This is a genomic window from Mycobacterium xenopi (assembly GCF_009936235.1).
Classification (GTDB): domain Bacteria; phylum Actinomycetota; class Actinomycetes; order Mycobacteriales; family Mycobacteriaceae; genus Mycobacterium; species Mycobacterium xenopi.
In genome coordinates this window covers 953,731-973,795 of the sequence record NZ_AP022314.1, presented here as the reverse complement: position 1 = coordinate 973,795, position 20,065 = coordinate 953,731, and the positions used below count along the sequence as shown (strand labels likewise).

Annotated in this window: 13 protein-coding genes and 2 pseudogenes; 3 read left to right on the top strand and 12 right to left on the bottom strand. The window is 63.9% G+C overall.

Annotation, left to right across the window (positions count from 1 at the left end; all coding sequences use genetic code 11):
- Positions 1–49: 49 nt before the first annotated feature.
- A pseudogene (locus MYXE_RS04425) lies at positions 50–915 on the bottom strand (thiolase family protein); the annotation flags it as partial.
- A 70-nt stretch (positions 916–985) separates the two neighbouring features.
- Positions 986–2,512 carry a class I adenylate-forming enzyme family protein gene (locus tag MYXE_RS04420; RefSeq protein WP_085193935.1) on the bottom strand — a complete coding sequence of 509 codons (1,527 nt, stop codon included), beginning with the start codon at positions 2,510–2,512 and terminating at the stop codon, positions 986–988.
- A 58-nt stretch (positions 2,513–2,570) separates the two neighbouring features.
- Between MYXE_RS04420 and MYXE_RS04415 the strand changes: the two genes are divergently transcribed.
- Positions 2,571–3,608, top strand: a complete 1,038-nt coding sequence (locus tag MYXE_RS04415) for an acyl-CoA dehydrogenase family protein (protein WP_085193951.1) — start codon at positions 2,571–2,573, stop codon at positions 3,606–3,608.
- A 988-nt stretch (positions 3,609–4,596) separates the two neighbouring features.
- On the opposite strand, the gene MYXE_RS04405 is transcribed toward MYXE_RS04415, so the two are convergent.
- From MYXE_RS04405 to MYXE_RS04380, 6 genes are all read right to left on the bottom strand, one after another.
- Entirely contained in the window at positions 4,597–5,787 is a 1,191-nt protein-coding gene (locus tag MYXE_RS04405) for an acyl-CoA dehydrogenase family protein (protein ID WP_085193939.1), read from the bottom strand.
- Positions 5,784–8,096: an acyl-CoA dehydrogenase family protein gene (locus MYXE_RS04400; RefSeq protein WP_085193941.1), complete on the bottom strand. Its 2,313-nt coding sequence runs from the start codon at positions 8,094–8,096 to the stop codon at positions 5,784–5,786. Before MYXE_RS04400 ends, MYXE_RS04405 begins: the two co-directional genes overlap by 4 nt.
- Before the next feature lie 258 nt (positions 8,097–8,354).
- A complete protein-coding gene (locus MYXE_RS04395; RefSeq protein ID WP_085193954.1) occupies positions 8,355–9,560 on the bottom strand; it encodes a cytochrome P450 in 1,206 nt (401 codons plus the stop codon).
- A complete protein-coding gene (locus tag MYXE_RS04390; protein ID WP_085193944.1) occupies positions 9,560–10,537 on the bottom strand; it encodes a DUF7065 domain-containing protein in 978 nt (325 codons plus the stop codon). The genes MYXE_RS04395 and MYXE_RS04390 overlap by 1 nt, the downstream gene beginning before the upstream one ends.
- Positions 10,534–11,937, bottom strand: a complete 1,404-nt coding sequence (locus MYXE_RS04385) for a phosphotransferase family protein (RefSeq protein WP_085193946.1) — start codon at positions 11,935–11,937, stop codon at positions 10,534–10,536. Before MYXE_RS04385 ends, MYXE_RS04390 begins: the two co-directional genes overlap by 4 nt.
- Entirely contained in the window at positions 11,934–12,830 is an 897-nt protein-coding gene (locus MYXE_RS04380) for an SMP-30/gluconolactonase/LRE family protein (protein WP_232061731.1), read from the bottom strand. The genes MYXE_RS04385 and MYXE_RS04380 overlap by 4 nt, the downstream gene beginning before the upstream one ends.
- Before the next feature lie 656 nt (positions 12,831–13,486).
- Between MYXE_RS04380 and MYXE_RS04375 the strand changes: the two are divergent.
- Both MYXE_RS04375 and MYXE_RS24215 read left to right on the top strand, forming a co-directional pair.
- Positions 13,487–14,733 (top strand): annotated as a pseudogene (locus MYXE_RS04375) (IS256 family transposase).
- Between the two features lie 375 nt (positions 14,734–15,108).
- Positions 15,109–15,324 (top strand): hypothetical protein, encoded by a 216-nt coding sequence (locus MYXE_RS24215; protein WP_232061730.1) that lies wholly within the window; start codon positions 15,109–15,111, stop codon positions 15,322–15,324.
- 759 nt (positions 15,325–16,083) lie between these two features.
- Here MYXE_RS24215 and MYXE_RS04365 read toward each other — a convergent pair.
- The 4 genes from MYXE_RS04365 to MYXE_RS04350 form a co-directional block, all read right to left on the bottom strand.
- Positions 16,084–17,622 carry a class I adenylate-forming enzyme family protein gene (locus MYXE_RS04365; protein ID WP_085194237.1) on the bottom strand — a complete coding sequence of 513 codons (1,539 nt, stop codon included), beginning with the start codon at positions 17,620–17,622 and terminating at the stop codon, positions 16,084–16,086.
- Positions 17,623–17,650: 28 nt separating this feature from the next.
- The gene (locus tag MYXE_RS04360) at positions 17,651–18,418 is read right to left on the bottom strand and encodes an NAD(P)-dependent oxidoreductase (RefSeq protein ID WP_085194220.1); all 768 of its coding nucleotides are present in this window, start codon (positions 18,416–18,418) and stop codon (positions 17,651–17,653) included.
- 235 nt (positions 18,419–18,653) lie between these two features.
- Entirely contained in the window at positions 18,654–18,797 is a 144-nt protein-coding gene (locus MYXE_RS04355) for a ferredoxin (RefSeq protein ID WP_232061804.1), read from the bottom strand.
- 47 nt (positions 18,798–18,844) lie between these two features.
- Positions 18,845–20,041: a cytochrome P450 gene (locus MYXE_RS04350; RefSeq protein ID WP_085194215.1), complete on the bottom strand. Its 1,197-nt coding sequence runs from the start codon at positions 20,039–20,041 to the stop codon at positions 18,845–18,847.
- Positions 20,042–20,065: the final 24 nt, after the last annotated feature.

Genomic DNA, 20,065 nt, shown 5'->3' with positions numbered 1-20,065 from the left:
CGTGTTTTCCGTTTCTGTTCTCACTTCTAAGGCAGGAAAAACCGACTGATCACAGCAGCTCGAGGATGGTCGCGTTGGCCTGGCCGCCCTCGCACATGGTCTGCAGTCCGTAGCGAATTCCATTGTCGCGCATGTGGTACAGCATCGTGGTCATGATGGGGGAGCCCGATTCGCCTAGCAGATGGCCCAACGCGAGTGCCCCGCTGTTGGGGTTGGGGTTCTTTTCATCGGCGCCGATATCCTTAAGCCAGGCCACCGGAACGCGCGCAAATGTCTCGTTGACCTCGAACACGCCGATGTCGCCGACCTTCAACCCGGACTTCAGCAGAGCCTTCTGGGTGGCCAAAATCGGCGCAGTCAGTATGATCACCGGGTCGGCGCCCGCTAACGCCGCGGTGTGTACTTGTACAATCGGCGTGCAGCCCAGCTCCCCGGCTTTCTCCGCGGTCATCAGCAAAAGCGCCGCCGATCCATCGGAACTCTGACTGGAGTTCCCGGCGTGGATCACCCCGTCCTCCTTGAACGCAGGTTTTAGCTGTGCCAGCTTCTCGATCGGCGTGCCGCGGCGAATGCCCTGGTCTTTGACCACCGGGTTGCCATCCTGATCGGCGATTGGCGCGATCTGGTCGTCGAACGCGCCAGAATCCTGTACCGCTGCAGCTTTTTCATGCGACGTCAACGAAAACTCATCTAGGGTGGTGCGGTCGAATCCCCAACGCACGGCGATCATCTCAGCGGCTATCCCCTGGTTCGGGAAATCCCCGCAACGGTCCATAAACCGCTGCGGAAACAGGTCACCCCTACAGCGGTCGAGGATCCCATCGGCACTCGCGACATTGATTCGACGCCGCCGGCCACCACAACGTCATAGTGCCCGGCCACCACGCCGGCGGCAGCGAAGTGCACTGACTGCTGCCGAACCGCCTCCACAATTACAGCCTGAGCCACGAAATTCTCCTTAAACAGTTTAATATATTACTAATTCTTACTGGGTCTGTTCCGACGCGCGCACCCGGGGTTCTTCCCGGAGCGATTCGAGCATCGCAATCAGCTGGCGCCGGTCGATTTTCAATGCCGCGCCGCGGGGCAACTCGTCGACGATGTAGATCTCCGCGGGCACCTCGTACGGAGCCAACGCCGACCTGCAGTACTCCCGCAGTTTGTCGGGCGTCGTCGCGGCACCAGCGCGCAGCTCCACACCGGCGACCGGGATCTGACCAAGCCGTTGGTCCGGCATGCCGGCGACCGCCGCGTCGGCGACGGCGTCGTGGCCCCGTAACACCGTCACCACGGTTTCCGGCGCGATCTTGAACCCGCCGCGCATAATCACATCATCGGCACGCCCGTCGATATACAGGAAACCATCCTCATCGAGATGAGCCAGATCGCTGGTAGTCACCCAGCGGTTGGCGCCTCCACCCACTTGCGGGGAAGCGACCTGCAGCCGCCCCGACCGGCCAGTGGGCAGGACCGCTCCGTCGTCATCGACCACCCGCAGCCGCACGCCTGGGAACGCTCGCCCGACGCTGCCCTTCTTCTGAGCCCACCGCGCCCGGAAGTCCCGCACCGTCCACCCGGCGACAGCACCGGAGAACTCGGTGGCGCCGTAGACGATCAGGATCGGGATCCCGTATCGCTCGTAGAAGGCGTCGACCAGGGCCGGGTCCACCGGTGCGGTGCCTGCATTGACCGCACGGAGGCTGGAAAGATCCTCCTGCGGAATATCAGAGTCGAGAACCGAGCGGATTGCCGCAGGCGGTAATCCGGCCAGTATCGGCTTGTGCTCCTTCACCGCCGTGTGCCAGCCCGCCACCGTGAACCGCTCGAGCAGCACGAACCGCCGCGCGGACACCAGCGACTGCAGCAGTGCCCACAACCCGCCGATGTGCACAATCGGGATGGTCACCATTGCGACCGCGCCGGTGAATGGAGGCTTGTCGCGCACTTCTGGTCGGTTGTGGTGCCGCAGCGCCGCGGCCAGAGACGCCTCAAGCTGTCGGCGGGTCAACGGGATTCGTTTCGGCGGCCCGGTTGTGCCGGAGGTCAGCATCTCGATCGCGACCGCTGGGTCACCGTCGCGGGGCTCGCGGCTCGCCGTGGTCCGCAACTCAACCGCGTCGCCGTCCACACTCCAGCCAGCCGCGCCCAGTTCGGCAACGGCTCCGCGGAATGCGGTCTCCGACCACAGCTTGTCCGGAGCCAGCACGTACGAGGCTCCGGTGGTGGCCAGGTCGGCGCTCAGGCGGTGCGGCGGTTGCAGCGGGCTGACGGTGACGAGGATTCGTTCGGCGCGAAACAGCGCGATCAGGGCAGCGACAGACTCCATGCGGTTGCCCAGCACGACGGCGACCCGGCCGCCTCCGGCGCAACCCGCGGCGCCCAGTTCGCGGTCGATCCGCTCGGCGAGCTCACGCACCTGACCCCAGCGCACCCACCTGCCATCCTGCTGGAGCATGTCGGCGAGATCGTCGGCCGTCCACAGCCGGGCAAGCGCATCATCGAGGCTTGTCATTGGCTACTAACGTAGATTACATGGTTTACTAGGTCAACTTCCTAGCTTGGAGATGAGGGTGGATTTCGGGCTGACACACGAACAAGAACAGCTTGCCGAGTCGGAGCGCTCGTGGCTGACCCGTCACGATCCCATCGCGCGCATCCGCGCGGCCGGGGACGACGTCCCGATCACCATCGATCCCGCCGCAGTGGCGCACGCGGCCGAGTCCGGACTGCTGGCGCTGTTAACGCCTGAGGTCGGTGGGACACACATGGATCTCGCCGTGCTGAGCGAAGCGCACGGATATGCGGCGAGTTCGCTACCGTTGGCCGACCTCGCGCTCGCGACCTGGCTGCTCAGTCAGGCCGGGCATGCAGAGAGCGTTCACGCGGGCGAGGGCGAGTTGCTGACCGGACTGGCACGTGGACCGGTTGGCCTCATCGAGCGAGACGCTCTCACCTTACGTGGCGCGACGAGCCCGGTACCGATGGCGGCCGAAATGGCCAGCTTCGTGGTCGTGGGTAAAACCATGAAAGGCGAGTATCTAGCAGTGCTTCGCAATGCCGAACTGGTCGGCATGAAGACCCTCGACTTGACGCGCTCATGGGCGCGGCTGAACCTCGACGCGGTCGTCGAAGAGTGGACGAAATTACCGGCCGGAACGCTCAGTTATGTCCGCGACGCACTGGCCGTACACCGCGGGCTTGACGCACTCGGGGCCGCGGCCCGGCTACTGGCGATGACGGCCACCTACGCCGGGCAACGCCAGCAGTTCGGGGCGCCCATCGGTTCCTACCAGGCAGTCAAGCACCATTGCGCCAACATGGTGCTGGCCGTGGAGGCCGGGCGATCCACCCTATGGGCGGCTGCGGTGGCACTCGACGGCGCTCCGGACGGGGCACGTACACGCGCCGCATCAGCAGCCGCAGCCTACGCCAAGTCGGCGGCTAGCGAGGTGGCCAGCACCGCTTTACAGGTGCACGGTGGCATCGGCTTCACCTGGGAACACGACCTGCACCTGTTGTTGCGCCGGATCAAGGTCGACGAGGCATTCGACGGCACCGTGGCCGAACACCGGGCCGCACTCGTGTCCATCAACGGCCCAAGCGGTTGAGAACTGCGGCGCGGCGGCGGCGCGCAACGCATCAAGGTAACGGTCCAAGACTTCGCCCTCGTAAGATCAGCGCACGTCCGGCTCCAGTCTGGTCGTCATCTAGTATGTCACCTCGCGCAACCCTGGGCCTCGCCAAACCACTTGCCAGTCAAGCAAACCCGAGCGCCCATCAGGCATCGAGGCGGTGTTTCCCAGGTGCGAATCGCAGTGCAGCAGGGTCAGCGGGCTGGACTCGAACTCCTGGTAGTAAGTGTCGGCATGTGCGTCTAGTTTCGCCGCGACAGCGCGGACAGCAGCGGTGGTTTCGGGCCGATCCAGGGCGATTGGGCTCCGCGTTCCGCGGCGGTAGAACATCCTCAGTATCGCGTTCCCGGCCGCGGGCTTCCAGGTTCGTGCCGATCGTAAGTCGGTTGTGAACCGTGGGCTCGACCAAAATCGGGAATGCAGGCTGGCGAAAGTGTCGACCAGACCGCGGGCATGCTCGATCTCACAGCGGTCGGCCAGTGCATACGGCTGCGTACCTTGGGCAACAACGTCTTCGAGGATGAGGAGGCAGCGGGCACCGACGGCCGCGCGGGAGAACCAGGCCCTCGGTGCAACAACCATCCAACTCGCCCGCGACCTGCTGGTAAGCAAACCTCGTTGACCGCCATGTCGAGTGCGGCAACCATCGCACGGTTCTTCGCCGTCAGAGGCGTGCTCTTCACGAACAGCTGCGACGGCTTACCGGCCGCTTTGGCAGCCTCGTTCCATTCGACGGCGGGCCTGCGCCGGTCCGTCGTTCCGGTAGTGCCACCTCGCGGCGTCACGGACAATGCGACCGCGCCCGGCACATTTTTGGCGAGGTACGCCGTCAGCCATTCTTCGGTTGCGTCGCCAGCCTTAGACGGCGTGCGGACCCGGGGGTCGGTGGCGACACTGCAGATACAAGCTGACCGATGGCCTTCATATTTACCGCGACCCAGTCCGCTCGCCTGGCCACGTTGTTTCACCGTTTCTCGCGGGGTAGGCGCAAACCGCGCTCGGCGATCAACGTTCGCATGATCTCTGAGCTGCCACCGGCGATGGTGTATGCGCGCGCATACAGCCATTCGTCCTGCCAGCGCCCGTTGTCGAGCACATCCGGATCTCCTGGGACCAGCACTCCCGACTCGCCGCCCAACTCGACTGCAAACCGGGCCATCTCGAGGTTCAGCTCGCTGAACATCAGCTTGGCCATCGCAGCGTCGTGCCCCCGCTCTTTACGGCGCAACCAGCGGGTGAGGTTGGCGTATGTCAGCGCCGACAACGCCTCGACCTCCGCGGCGAGCTGTCCTATCCGGTCGCGCACCCGGTCGCTGTCGATGGCCGGACGACCGTCGACGGTGACACGGCGGGCGAGCGCAATCAGCGCGTCGATTGCCAGTTTCAGCTTGACCACATGGGCACCAACACCGGTGCGCTCGTGCGCCAAGGTTGCGTTGGCGATCGCCCAGCCCTCTCCGGGTGCACCGATCATCGCTTCGGCCGGCACCACGACGTCGTCGATAAACACCTCATTGAAGTCCGCGGTTCCGGTCAGCTCGCGGAGGGGGCGCACGCTCACCCCCGGGATGGCCATGTCGAGGATGAACGCGCTAATTCCCTTGTGCTTAGGCGCATCCGGATCGGTGCGGGCCAACAGGTAGCCGTAATGCGCCCAGTGGCCGTCGGTGGTCCATACCTTCTGGCCGGTGACCCGGTAGGTGTCGCCGTCGGGTACCGCCCGGGTACGCAGCGACGCGAGGTCACTGCCGGCGCCGGGCTCGCTGAATAATTGGCACCACAGCTCGCGCCCAGCGCGGATGGCAGGTAGGTGGCGACGCCGTTGTTGGTCGGTGCCGTAGTGGATCAGTGCGTGCGCGGCCAGCACACCGGCACTTTGCACGCCGGGAACTTGTGCGCGCGCCAGCTCCTCGCTGACGACTATCGCGTGCTCGGCCGAGCGGTCGTCTCGGCCACCAAACTCCTTGGGCCAATCGGTTCCAGCGTAACCGGCCTCGTACAGGCGAGCCGTCCACTCCTGCAGCACCTTTAGCTCGGCTTCGTTCTCCGCACTGCGCACTCCCGCACGGAGGGGGATCGCGGGCGCATACTCGGCGATAAACGCCCGGACTTCCTCCCGAAATGCCGCCAGCTGCGGGCCCATGTCGTATGTCATAGCGCTGTGGCCTCTTTGCGCGCTGCGGCCACCACATCACGAGCCGCACGATCACGCAGCGCCTCAGCTCGGCCGACGAGGACAGCATTGGCGCGCGCCCGGCGCAGCAACAGATGCGCCGGATGCTCCCAGGTGAAGCCGACACCCCCGTGAATCTGGATCACACCCTCACCAGCCGCCACCGCGGCGTCGAACGCGGCCGCTGCGGCCAGATCGACCGCGCGATCAGAGCCCGTCGCATCGAGCTCGTCGGCGGCAGCCAACACCTGGCTGCGCGCACCTTCAAGCGCCACCAGCATGTCGGCACACCGGTGTGAGATGGCCTGGAAGCTGCCGATAGGGCGCCCAAATTGCTCTCGCTCCCCGGCCCACGCCACGGCCATCGCCAGCGCTCGGGAACCTACACCAACCGAGTCGGCTGCGACCGCAAGTAACGCCCGAGGGCGGGAGGCCTCGAGCGCTCCACAAACAGCGCTGCCGACTGCAAGCAATTCCCCTGACGCCCGGTGCAATGTCACCGAGCCGATCGTGGAGGTGAGATCGAACGGTTGATGCGCGACCACGTCAACCGCGTCATCGCTAGGATCGACCGCGACCACGACGGGATTGTTGGAGTCGGTTTCCTCCGCCAACACCAGCAACAGCTCAGCAGCCGGCGCGCCGGCAACCAGTGGCAGCGTGCCGGTCAGCCGCGACCCCCGCCACTCCGGCAATTTGGCGCCCGAAGTCACCCAGCCGGAATCATCGAGTGGAACGGCGAGCGCGGCTGGCGCCCCAGCGGTGATCCGCGTGGCCACCGCCGTGGCACCGATGCGGACGGCGACATCGAGGGCGGTGACAGTGGGCACTAACGGCACCGGGGCGAGCGCCTTGGCGGTTTCCTCGATGGCGGCATACAAGAGCCGCGACCGCGCGCCTGCGCCGCCCATCGATTCGTCGACGGCCAGACCCGGCAACCCGAACTCAACGAGCGCCGCCCAGACTTCCGGGTCAGCGGCGTCGATTGGCCGGTTGACGTCGAGCAGTGACGAGGTGTCGAGCCGGACTTTTAGCGCCTTGGCCAACACCTTGCGCAGCCGGCGTTCGTCCTCGTCGGCGACAACCAGCGGGTCACCAGGTGCCACCACCGCCTTTCGCCTGCCCTCGCCGCGGTGCGAAGGCAGCCCCAGTACCGTCTCTGCGATGGTGTTGCGCTGAATCTCCGCGGTGCCCGCTCCGATCGTCGTCGCTCGACTCATCAGATAGCCGAACGTCCAGCGGCCTTTGTCGACGGCGCAGCTTGCCCGGCTGCCTAACGCCGCATACGGACCCGCTGCGCGCAACGCAAACGCGTGCATCTGCTGTTCAACTTCAGATTTCACCAAGCGGTTCACCGAGGCTACGCCGCCGGGGTCGTCGCCGCGTAATAGTGTGGCGAGACCACGCGCGCTATTCGCCGCAATGGTGCTCACGCCGGACTGGAGCCGGGCGATGTCTTGGAGAACCAATGGGTCATGGTCCAGACCTCGCGAGGCGATCAACTCGATGAGCTTGTTCGCGGTGCGACGGTACTTGAACTCGTCGGCTATAAACGCGGTAGCGCGCTCGTGGCCGAGCGAGGTGTGCATGATCGACCAGCCTTCCCCCTCGTTACCGACCCGGTTTTCGAGCGGAACCTCGACGTCGTCGAGAAAGACCTCAGCGAAATGAGCCCCACCACTGATATCACGCAGCGGTCGAACAGTGATCCCGCGACTTTTCATTGGAATGAGCAGGTAGGTGATGCCGTTCGTGCTGCGTCCGGGTGGGCCGGTGCGCACCAGGGCGAACATCCAGTCGGCGCGGTCGGCCATCGACGTCCAGACCTTCTGGCCAGTGACACGGTAGGTCTCGCCCTTGCGGACGGCCCGAGTCGACAATGACGCCAGATCGCTGCCGGCGCCCGGTTCCGAAAAACCCTGACACCAGAACTCGTCTGCGCGCAGCAGCGGCCTCAAAAAACGGTCCTTCTGTTGCTGGGTGCCGTAACGGATGAGCGTCGGTGCAACGATGAACGAAAGCGGACATGGGTGCGGCGGCACACCTGCCTCGGTGATCATCCGGTAGTACTCCAGCTGGTCCTGTACTGAGAGCTCGAGGCCACCAACCGATTTCGGCCAGCTGGGAGCGGCTAGGCCATTGTCGACCAGCTCAGCGTGCCACGCGCGGGCGATCTCGATCCGATCGGGTTTGACCCCATCGGCTCTCGTCCTCGCTTGGGCACAGGCCTGTCGCAACGCATACTCAGCGAGCAGGTTCCGGAGTCTAGCTCGCCAGTCGTCAGGCACCATGGCGTTCCCCTAGAAGGCTAACTTGGTTATCTATGTTAGCAAGTGTGGCTCGCCAAGCTGCTGTTTGGCAAACTGCCGACGTGAGTCACCTACATTGAGCCCGTGTTGAGCGCGGGCCGGTGGTGATGCCTCAACAATTTTGACGGCGTGGTCGCGGGCAAGGCGAGCTGCCCGACGGTTACTGGCGCGACAGCAGTCTGCTGTTGCGCACGGCAGCGACTGGAGCGGGCCACACACCGCTGACTTCGGGTCGGCTTGTCAGATGTTCCAGCGCAACGGCAGTCGATCGAGGCTATAGACGCCGCCAGTGTGCTCTGACACCACTGACTCGTCGGCTATTTCATAGTCCGGGATCCGGCGATGCCACTCCTGGAGTGCAACGGTCATTTCCTGTCGGGCCAGGTGTGAACCGAGGCAGCGGTGCGGTCCGGCACCAAAGGCGATGTGGCGCGGCCGCGGCGCATCGAAATCAACTGTGCCGCCGCGCGGGAATTCGTTCGGATCGCGGTTCGCCATACCGAGCGGGAAGGCGACGATGTCGCCCTTCTTGATGGGGCAACCGTGAAAATCCATGTCCTTGGTGGCGATTCGAGCGGTCTGCACGATCGCATAGGCACGCACCAGCTCCTCCACGGCTTCGGGCGCTTTGGAAGGATCGGCCACGAGTTTCTCGCGGTCCGCGGGATGAGTCGCCAAGTGGTAGAACGCATATGACAACTGTGCGGCGACAGTGTCCAGCCCCGCCATGAACAACAACAGCATGCAGGACAGCAGATCGTTATCGGACGGCGCCTCGCCGTCGATCTTCCATTCGATGGCGTGGCTGACGATGTCGTCGCCGCGGGCCCCGGGGTCTTCGCGCTTCTGGGTAATCAGTCCGGAGAAGTAGCCCATCACCTCCAACATGGCGTTCAAGGCCATAGAGCGGTCCGGGTCGCTTTCGGGTGTGGCATGCAAAATCTTGTCTTCCCAGCGCATGAAGTCTTCGAGCTTGTCGGTCGGAAGGCCCATAATCTGCAAGAAGATAGTCGTGGGAAACACGGCGGCGAAATCAGTATAGAAGTCGCATGAGCCGTTCCCGCGGAACTTCTCGATCAGTTCAGCGGCAAATGCGCGCTGTGCGTCCTCCAGCTTGCTGACGCGTCCAGGCGAGAAGTACAGCCCTAACACGTGCCGCCATTTCCCATGCTCGGGCGGATCGAGCATCATGGGGATCCACTTGTACGGCGGGTTGGGCTCGATTGGCACCATGACCGCGTTCGAGAACAGCTCGGGTTGTTGAAGACCCTCAAGGATCGCGTCGTGGTCGGTCATGACCCAGTAGTCGTTGGCATCCTCGTGAACGCGCCGAAACGGGCGGTGCCTTTCCTGGAACCGATCCAGTCTCGCAAAGTTGGAACAGGGCGGGTCCCCGCCACGTAAGAAGCGGTACTCCAATACCTGGTCGTCACTCTGATCGATCATCACTGCTCCTTTGTAACGGATAGGTGGTGGCCCTTGCCCGATCTTTGCCTGCCGGCTGCACGCAGTGCCCGCCACTGCGGTATCGGCCAGACGTCCTGGTCCTCACCGGCGAGCCGGTGGCCGTCTAGTTGCCAGTCGAGCAAGGTGCATGCGCACACGTGGTTGCCGATCGACAGCAGCAACCGGCTCAGTCCGCAGGCGTGCCCACGGACCCGGTCACCGTCTTCGGTCTCGGCATCAACCGTGACGGCGGTGATCCATCCTTCAACCGGGTGGCGCTCGACCCCCCGGACACCCTTGACAATTCGCGACAGCTTGGTTTCCCGGCGCAGATAGCCGCAGTAGATGCGCTCCTCCCCGTCACCGGCGGGCGCGGAGTAGCTGAGCAGACTCATTGCTGGCCCAGCGGCCCAGGTGTAGCCCACGCGCCGGTATCCCCGTTCGGGTCGCGGGCCCCAGGAGCGGTCCCGCATGGCGAAGCAGTCCACGGGTATCAGTTCCCCGTCGAGTGTGATCGTCCCGGTGACATGACCGGTTTGGTCGAAGTGCTGCGCATTCGGGTACGGCGGTTCGCCGGTGGGCAAGGGCACCGGGGGCTCGAGGGCCTCGAATTGGAGTTGTGCGCTGATCCGGCTGCGGTCGTCGTAAGCGATGCCATAGGCCATCAGCGGCTCGTGGACCTCGATGCGCATCCCGGTCGGAAAGGCAAGACATGCCGGTTCGTATTGCGTCGGCAACTTCAGATGAGCGAAGTACTCGTAGAACGGCGCGTCGGGAGGGTGGGGGCTGGAGTCGTCCCACAGCCACATGCCGCCTGCGGTCACCCCGGCGTTCTGGCGCACCGAGGCGTAGATCCAGCCGCCAATGCGGCGCTCGGGCACGACCAATGAGTACCAGAAGGTCTCGGTCTCATAATGACTGTCGCCCGGGGGATGAAGGCGATCGTCGTTGGGCCCAAACATATTCCGGATGCTCATCGTGTGTCGCTCCGGGTGGACAGTTCATCGGGCAGCGGATCGAAGCGTCTGCTGGCCAGCACACCCATCGCCGGGCGCATCAACTCGTGCTGCAGGCGAGCCCGGATCAGCAGGTAGCCGACGATGTCGATATTGGTCAGCGAGTCCTGGTCGATCTGGTCCGCAAGCTGCCGGCGGCCTTCGTCGATGGTGTCGGGGCGTCGGCCGAGCACCTTTTCCAACGCATCGAGTTCTTGCTGCTCTGCGGCCAGCCCGCGGCGGTCAATCTCGCGCAGGTACTTGACGATTCGGGCCAAGCCTTTCCCGCGGACGGCTGCGAACGGCTCGTTGGTGGCCGGCACGATGATGTCTTTCAGTTGTGCGAGGATGGTGTCGTAAAGCCATTGCCGATCGGTGTGCTCACCATCGAGCTGCACCGGGATTTCGCCGCTGAGCCCGTATTGTTCGGCCAGCGCATCGGCGAGCAGAGTGTTGTGCAAAGTTTCGTAGATCAGCGTGTTGCCAACTTCGCCGTGAATGTCGGCCTCAATGGTGCGACGGAATCCGAGTACCACTACTTTGAATTCGGCCAGCAGCCGGTAGTAGCGGACGCGGTCGAGGTCGACCGTTGTGCCGGAGAACTTTTCATAGTCGGCGAGCCGGTCGGCAAAACAGGTAAATGGCTCCTGGACCGCGCGCAGCGCGAGCCAGCCCAGATCGGCCATCGGATCGCCGAAATGTGCCAGTTCCCAGTCCAGTACCGCAGTGATGCGCCCGTTGGAATACAGAAAGTTACCCGGGCCGGTATCGCCCTGCACGATCACGGGGTCGACGTCAACGTCAGGGATGTTGGCCTTCAGCCAGGCGAGGCCGAATTCGATCGTCGGGTCTTTCGGCGGGTCGGCGAACCGGTAGAGCGACTCCCATCGGGCGATGTCCGCCTCGACGCAACGCCGTAACGGGCTGCGAGGCTCGTCGATCTGTACGCGTGCGGGGTCGACGCGGTGCAGGGCGGCGAGTTTCCTCATGAATTCACGGGCGATTGCCAGCCTGGTGTTCTCGTCCTGGAGTCGGGAGAACCACGCCTGACCTTCCACCCGCTCGCACAGCATGGCCTGCAGGGTCGGATGGCACGCGAGCAATCGCGGGACGGGCACGCCCGTGTTCTGCAACGCGGCGTAGAAGCGTGCTTCGCGGTTGAGCGTGAATGGATCTCCGGTGGCGGCGGGGTTGGAATGGTCGAAACGCAGAAACAGTGATTGCACTGTTCCGTTGGGCTGTTGCGCGTCGATCAGCCAGGCTTCGCGCCGGCCGCCGCCGGGACGACGTCGGGCATGAATGCGCGCGGCCCTGGTGATCTCTTGTAGCCACGACCTGATCGCCTCCGGCAGGGCAGCCGTCGTTCCGTGCTGGTCGGTCACGGCCGCGCCGCCGGGATCTCGACGCGGACGGTATCGATGCGGCCCCGTGAGTCGCCGTTGAAGAACCGGCGCTGGTCGGTGTCTGCCGTAAGCAGGAAAAGCGTACGGCCATCCGGGCCACCAAGTTCGACTCCCGTTGCCCATCGCCCCGAGGTTCTGATCACATCGGTGATCCGCCCGCCCTCCAGCACTCGGACGAACTTTTGTTCGAGGTAGCACCCGACCCAGGTCGCTCCGCGTTCGTCAAGAGCAAGCCCGTCAGGATGCAGTCCGGGCAGCGCGGCCCATGTTCGGCGATTCATCAGGCGGCCATCGTCGCCGATGTTGAAAGCGGTGATTCGTTCTCCGAATGTCTCGTTGACCAGCAGGGTGGTGTTTCCCGCGGTCAGGACCGCACCGTTGGGGAACGCCAGATTTTCCGCTTCGCAGCTGACCGCGCGGTCCGGTGCAACGCGGACGATCGCGCCGCCCGGCGGCGCGCCCTCGGTATCGGCGGAGATGCGTCCTACGGCGCCTACATATGCAGTGCCGTCCGTAGCAACCGCCATGTCGTCGAGCTGTCCTGCTGCCGTATCACCCAGCTCCGCATACACCTCGATACAACCATCCCCTATGGTCAACAGGCGCGCCGTGGTCATAGCTACCACCAACGGTGTGCCATCCGGCAAAAAACCAATGCCACCGGGCATTTCGTCGAGTTGGGCAACCGTCGCAACGGTTCCACTCAAGTCTGCGGTGCACACGCGCTTGGCGATCATGTCGGAAAACCAGAGCTGTCCGGCTCTCCAACGCGGCGCTTCCGGAAACAGCAACCCGTCCACAAGCGGCGCGGCGCCTGGTACCTCGGTGGTGGACTTCATCAGCTTCTTCGTCCAGTCGGTGTAGGTCAGCACTCGTAGTGAACTAGGTTATATAGGTAGGCCCGGTGCCTCAATGTTCACTTTGTGCGGTCGGCCAACAAACCAACAGAACCGCCTCCCTTGGCCTAGCGTTGCCACCGGACACCCGTCGAGTTGGTCGTGCGACCGCAACAGGGTTCCGAGCCGACAGCGTCGGGATTGCTTACGCTGATGTCGTGACTGCTCGGCCCGGGGAACATCCGCGTGTCTGCGTGGCGCGTCGCCTTACCGCGGATGAAGGAGGAAGAGGAGTCCGGTAAACGCTGCTGGCCGCGGCCGATGCCTGCTACGCGACAAGGGACCGATACGTAGCCGCATGAGCGACATCGTCCGGCGCGCAGGCGTGCACCGGTTGACGACGGCTCGGCGGATGCTGACCGGCCCGAAGCGGCCCGACCCGGGCGAGCAGGCCCGACGGGCGCACGCTGCGGCCGCGAGGCTTCAGCGACGATTACAGCAGCGTTTCCCGTTCGCCATGGTGATCTTCGATGCAGACTGCGGGGGCGCAGTTCATCAACCACGAGGTAGTTGCGTCCAGGGGCGTGGTGTATGAGCCGGTAGGGCCGGTGGGCGTGTCGTAGCGCGGTAGAGGGCGGTCATCGCGTGATCCTTCGAACGATCAGCAAAGTCAACCGAAGGAGAGCAACGCGATGACCTCACCACACCTTATCGACGCCGAGCAGCTGTTGGCCGACCAACTCGCCGAGGCCAGCCCGGACTTGCTGCGAGGGCTGCTGTCGGTGTTCATCCACGCCTTGATGGGCGCGGAAGCCGACGCCATCTGCGGGGCGGCTACCGCCAGCGCAGCGATGAGCGGTCCAACAGCCGCAACGGCTACCGGCATCGTGATTTCGACACCCGCGCCGGCACCATCGATGTGGCCATTCCCAAGCTGCGTCAGGGCAGCTATTTCCCGGACTGGCTATTGGAGCGACGCAAACGCGCCGAGCGTGCCCTGACCAGCGTGGTGGCCACCTGCTATCTGCTGGGAGTGTCCACCCGGCGGATGGAACGCCTCGTTGAAACACTGGGTGTGACGAGGCTTTCCAAGTCGCAGGTGTCGATCATGGCCAAAGAACTCGATGAGCAGGTTGAGGCGTTTCGCACCCGCCCGCTTGACGCCGGCCCGTACACGTTCGTCGCCGCTGATGCCCTGGTGCTCAAAGTCCGCGAGGCGGGCCGCGTCGTGGGCGTGCACACCCTGATTGCCACCGGCGTCAACGCCGAGGGCTACCGCGAGATCCTGGGTGTGCAGGTCAGCTCCGCCGAGGACGGGGCAGGCTGGCTGGCGTTCTTCCGCGACCTGGTCGCCCGCGGCCTGTCCGGGGTGGCGCTGGTCACCAGCGACGCCCACCCCGGCCTGGTCGCCGCGATCGGGGCCACCTTGCCCGGAGCGGCCTGGCAGCGCTGCCGCACCCATTACGCGAACAACCTGATGGCGGCCACCCCGAAGTCCTCCTGGCCGTGGGTGCGCACTCTGCTGCACTGCATCTTCGACCAGCCCGACGCCGAATCGGTTGTTGCCCAATACGATCGAGTCCTCGACGCATTGTCGGACAAGCTCCCCAAAGTGGCCGAACACCTCGACGCAGCCCGCCCGGATCTGTTGGCGTTCACCGCTTTTCCCAAACAGATCTGGCGCCAAATCTGGAGCAACAATCCCCAGGAACGGCTCAACAAAGAAATCAGGCGCAGGACCGACGTCGTGGGCATCTTCCCCGACCGGGCCTCGATCATCCGCCTCGTCGGTGCCGTGCTGGCCGAACAACACGACGAATGGATCGAAGGACGACGCTACCTGGGCCTTGACGTGCTCACCCGCGCCCGCACAGCACTGACCAGCACCGACGAGCCCGCCGGACAGCAAACCAACACCACCCCAGCCCTGACCGCCTAGACTGCCACCCGAAGGGTCACGCGATCGAACGAACTCTTACACCACGTCACTGGGCTTGGCCCACGAGGTCGCCGCCTGGTTGCAGGCCCGCGACATCGAACGGACCCGCTCGCGGCCCCTTCCAGAAGACCGACCAGGCGCATGTGGAGTCCAAGAACAACCACGTAGTGCGTAAGCATGCGTTCTACTGGCCCTATGACACCCCGGCCCAGCTGGAGTTGCTCGATCCGCTGTGGCGGCTGGTGTCGTTGCGGCTGAACTCTTCACCTCGACGAAGAAGCCCGTCAGCTACACCACCGCCGCCGACGGTCCCGCAAGCGCGTCTACGACACCCGGCCACCCCTTGTCAGCGCGTGCAGGTAGCGAACGTCATTGATGCGCAACAGAGACGCGGCCGCCCGAATCCAGGGCATCAACCCGGCCAATCGGACCCGGCAGATCAACACCATCCAGATGCAGCTGCTCGACCTAGCCAAGGCCGATACCGAGGCCCTTGCCGCCGCCCGCCACATGGTACCTGCAAGCATTACAACCTTCAATCAACCGATTGGCCAAGGCGAAGTAGTGCAAGCCTCCACGCCGTCACCATGACTGAGGCACCAGCTACCGCTTCGCGCTCACTTTTTACGTAAGGCGCCTCGACCGCCGCCCTCTAATCTCGCCTTCGGCCACGCGATACCGCCCGATGTAGGCACCTGACCCTCAGCACCGGTTTCGTCACTCTCCTTATGGCAGCGCCCGCCCGGCCGACGGGAAATGGCGAAGAATCTCAGCGTGCCGGTGGTGCGTAACGTGCCGCCGAGTTACTGAGATGCCAGATCAGGGCTGGACACAATTCGTCAGCGGCCTGGGTGATGAGGTAAGGCGTCTGATAGTCATTGGAGGGCTGAAGCCCGCCCTGATGTCAGCGACGAGGCACGGTCGCCCTTGGCGCGCCTGTACGCGAGTGCCGAACCCGCGTCGCGGCAGTCGTGACCCGGGCTGACAGTCACCGGCACAACGCCAGAACGGCGGCACCACGGAACCCCGACTCGATGGCCGGTTTGTAGACGCGGCCCGTCGGCACACCCTCGACGTCCTCAACGACCACGACATCAACGGCGACGTCGGTTCGGATGGGTCGACGCCCCAGAACCGCGCGAACGCGGCCGGATTCAGAGGGCAAGGTAGGCGAGACGGTCGCGATCAACCCCGCCCTGGCCATCGGCGGTATCGAGCTACTCAACCCAATGCTGGTATGACCTCACCCTCCCGCGCGCTCATGCAGGACTGCGCCAACACCGCCATCGGCGTGTAGTCGGAGACCAGCCTGGATTGCAGCGTCGTGGTGGCAATATACGGCCAACCGGCCTAATCGGCGCCTTTCGCAATGTCGGCACGCAGCCGCTTCTTGTCCACCTTGCCGCTGGCTAGCATCGGCAGCTCATCGACGATCACCAGTCGTCGCGGCACCTTGTAACCCGCAAGTTTTTCACGGCCATATTCTTGGACCGCGGCCAGTGTGGGCGTTTGGTCGGGGCGCGGCACTACAACCGCGCAGACGGCTTCACCCCACCGTTCGTCGGGTGCCCCCACTACCGCGCAGGCTAAGACGCCGGGAACGCCGCTGACGACATCTTCGACCTCGGGCGAATAGACGTTCTCGCCGCCGGTGATGATCACGTCCTTTTTCCGGTCGACCAGATACAGCAGACCGCGGTCGTCAAGGCGGCCGATGTCGCCGGTGTGGCACCACCCGTTGCGCAGCGTCGCCAAGGTCGCGGCATGGTCGTCCCAGTAGCCGCGGAACAGCGAATTTGATCGAACGACGATTTCGCCGGCCTCACCCGCCGGCATGTCGTGACCATCGTCGTCGACGATCCTGACCGCAACTCCCGGGAAGGGGAAACCGACCGACCGCAGTTGGTCGGCCGCGTCGGGTCGGTCGACCCGGTGAAGTTCGCGCGGCAGACCAGAAACGATTGCTTCGGTTTGCCCGTACAGATTCAAGAAGCCGGCTCCGGGCAGTTTGGAAAGCGCCTGGCGCAGAATGATCATCGACATCGGTGCGGCCGCATAGACGACGGTGTGCACGCTGTTAAGCCGGTGATCCTCATCGATTTCGTCTAGCAGCGCCTTCAACATCACCGGCGCCAGGTGCAGGACCGTTACCCGTTCTGCAGCGGCCAGCCGGACCGTCTCGGCGGGCTCGAATTGCTTCTGCAGCACTACCGTGCCTCCCCGCGCATGCACGCCGCCGATAATCGCGATCGCGCCGATGTGAAACATCGGCATGTTGATCAAGGCGCGGTCGTCGCTGCCTGACCGCAGTTCGGTGTTCATCGTCAGCGCCACTTCTCGCAGCTCTCGCTGACCGATGATGCAGCATTTGGACGCTCCGGTTGTGCCGCTGGTGAACAACAGGCATGCGATGTCTTCCGGGCGCGCAACTAGTGGCGGTTCGCCCGGAACCCCCTCGGCAACAAACTCTTCCAAGCATGGCATCCCAGGCTGACCCGCGTCGCCGAGGGATACCAGCTGCTTTAGCCCTGGCACTTGCGGAGCAAGGTCGCCTATCAGTGGCGCGAATTCCGCATCGCAGAACACGATTGACGGGGTTACCCTACGGAAAGCATCCAACACCTCTGATGGCGAGAGTCGAAAATTGATGGCCGCCAGGATAACTCCACTGAGCTGTGTCGCAGCAAGCACTTCACCGAACTCGATACTGTTGCGCGCCAGGATCGCAACGCGATCCTGGGGTCGTACCCCGGTCGCCATCATCGCCGACACCATGCGCAAGGCACGTTCGCGCAGGTCTCGGTGGGTAAGCATCTGCTCGCCCTGCCGGTAGGCGGCCACATCGGGAAACCGGTTGGCATTGTCGGCTACGATGTCGCCCACAGTCATGCTGGAAAAGGGGTCGCCCATCACCGCTTCAGTTCTCAGTGGTTAGGGGCAGCGGTCCACTCTCGACGACTAGTCGGAGAAACCCCAGATCGGCGCCGACCTGCTCGGCAGAGGCGACCGCAGCGGCGACGTCCTTGCGTAGGAAGGGAGCCGCCCTGGCACCAAACGCTTCCATCCCAATGCGCTGTGCGTATGCCGCGGCGTTACTCCAGCCACTGCACACCGACAGGGCCTGCAGCAAGGCATCCGGCGCGACCTTAAGTTCCTGACCTGTGGCCACGGCGGCGGCCACTAATTGTGCGTTCGCGGCGAAAAGCATGTTGTTAACGAGTTTGATGTCCAGCGCGGTGCCCATTGCACCAGTGGCGATGATCGGGTTGGCGTAGGCCGCGAGGATCGGCCTTACCCGCTCCACCGCGTCTGCATCGCCGCCTGCCAGCACGGTCAGTTTGCCCTCGGCGATGTCGTCGACGGTGCCGCTCACCGGTGCATCGATAATCGCAGGCGGCACCGAAGAGCTGGTCGACAACTCCTGCAAAGTGGCGACGGTTCCGGTGGTATGCGAGACAAAAACCGCATCGTGCCTTAAATGTGCGATGAAACCGTCAGGCCCCAAGCCGGTTTCACGAAGCTGCGCATCGGAGAACAAACAGGCAATAAGGATATCGCTGCGGGTTGCAAGGTCTGGCACCGATTCGGCAAGCATCGCGCCCTCGTCCTTAAGCCGCGAGCAGACGTCGTCGCGACGGGCGAATACCAACACGGCGTGCCCTGCGCGGAGCAAGCGCCGCACCATCGGTTCTCCGAGCTGCCCTGCGCCAAGAAATCCGACTGTGGTCAACGGCTTCGTCCTTCCGTATAGAGCCCTTTCACCTTGACCATGGACCGCGAGCCAGCCGCAGCCGTGGCTTGACCGGTGGGTGCCGTCGGTCGCCGCCAGACTGACCAGGCCCGGCCTCGGCGAGCACCGTGGTGCGCGACGGACAATCCGCAACAGCGCGTCGAGTCCGGTTTGCGCAAGTCTTCCAGGCTCACTCGCGCAGTGAAATTGCCCGCTCCGGACAATTCGCCACTGCTGTGCGCGCAGATTCGGCTTCTTCGGGTGCGACTGTGCCGTCGCCAATTACTTGGCCATATCCGTGATCGTCGTCGGTGAATACCTTTGGCGCGTACATATAGCACAGGCCATGGCCGGCGCAAATATTGGCATCAACCGCTACTTTCATTGCGCGACTGGCCCTTCCAGTGTGAGGTGTAAGGACTCTAGACCCACGGTCCCACGCGGCCAATGTACCCGAGGCGTAGTTCCCGGAGTGATGTGGTAGTGCGGGATTTGTTTATGCCACTCCTCGTACACGATGTTCATCTCAAGTCGCGCCAAATGGGAGCCGAGGCAGCGATGCGCACCCATACCGAAGCTGATGTGTCGGTTGTCGGCGCGGTGAAAATCGATGGCATACGGGTTGGGGAACTCCGACTCGTCTCGATTAGCGACGGCAAGATAGTTGGTGACCCTGGTGCCAGCCGAACATGTCAAGTCGCCGATTGTGGTCTCCTTGGTAGTGACGCGGGGTACGAAAGGCGCGGGCGGGTCCAGACGCAGCAACTCCTCGGTGGCGGCGGGGATCAAAGTTGGATCGTCGATGATTTCCTGTCGCTTGCCAGGATTCTCGGCCAGTCGTTGCATACCGAACCCGAGCGCGTCCATAACGGTGTCTAGGCCGGCGAGTACAAAAAGGAAGCACAGCCCGATGGCTTCCTCGTCGGTCAGTGCATGAGGTGGCTGCAGGTTCAGGACGCGGGTGAGCACATCGTCGCCCTGCTGCCCGCGGCGAGTTTGAATCAATTCAGACAAGTACATAAACAACTCGGCGGCCTTCTGCAGGCCTTTGCTTGCGGCCTCCTCGTCAGTTGTCACCGACCCTGAGGCGGAGGCGAGGCTGAGCACCGCATTCTTCCACTCGATGAATTGGTCCCGCATATCGAGTGGGAGCCCGAAAAGGGTGAGAAACACCTGGATCGGGAACACACCGGCGACCTCCGCGATGAATTCGCACCTGCCGCGCGCAGTAATCGGTTCGATAATTTTAATGATTTGTCTTCTTAGTTCGGGTTCAAGCGGCTTAATTGCCCGGGGACTGAAAAACGGCTGCAGTATTTGACGGTAGCGGGTCTGCTGCGGCGGGTCGAATGCGATCGGCACCAGCGGCACCGGACTCGCCAGCACGTCAAACGCCTTCTTGGAGGAGAAGGTCGCGGGATCCTTGAGCACGGTCTCGACGAGGTCACGTGTGGTTACCGCGTAGCCATCCTCCAGCTCAACAATCGGGCTCCTTCCCACTATCAGCCAGGCCTCATCACGAGCTTCCGGCATCGGTAAGTCGTCGGTGTGGATCTTAGGAATGGCCTCGGCGGTCATGGGTCCTCCGTTGGCTTAGTGACC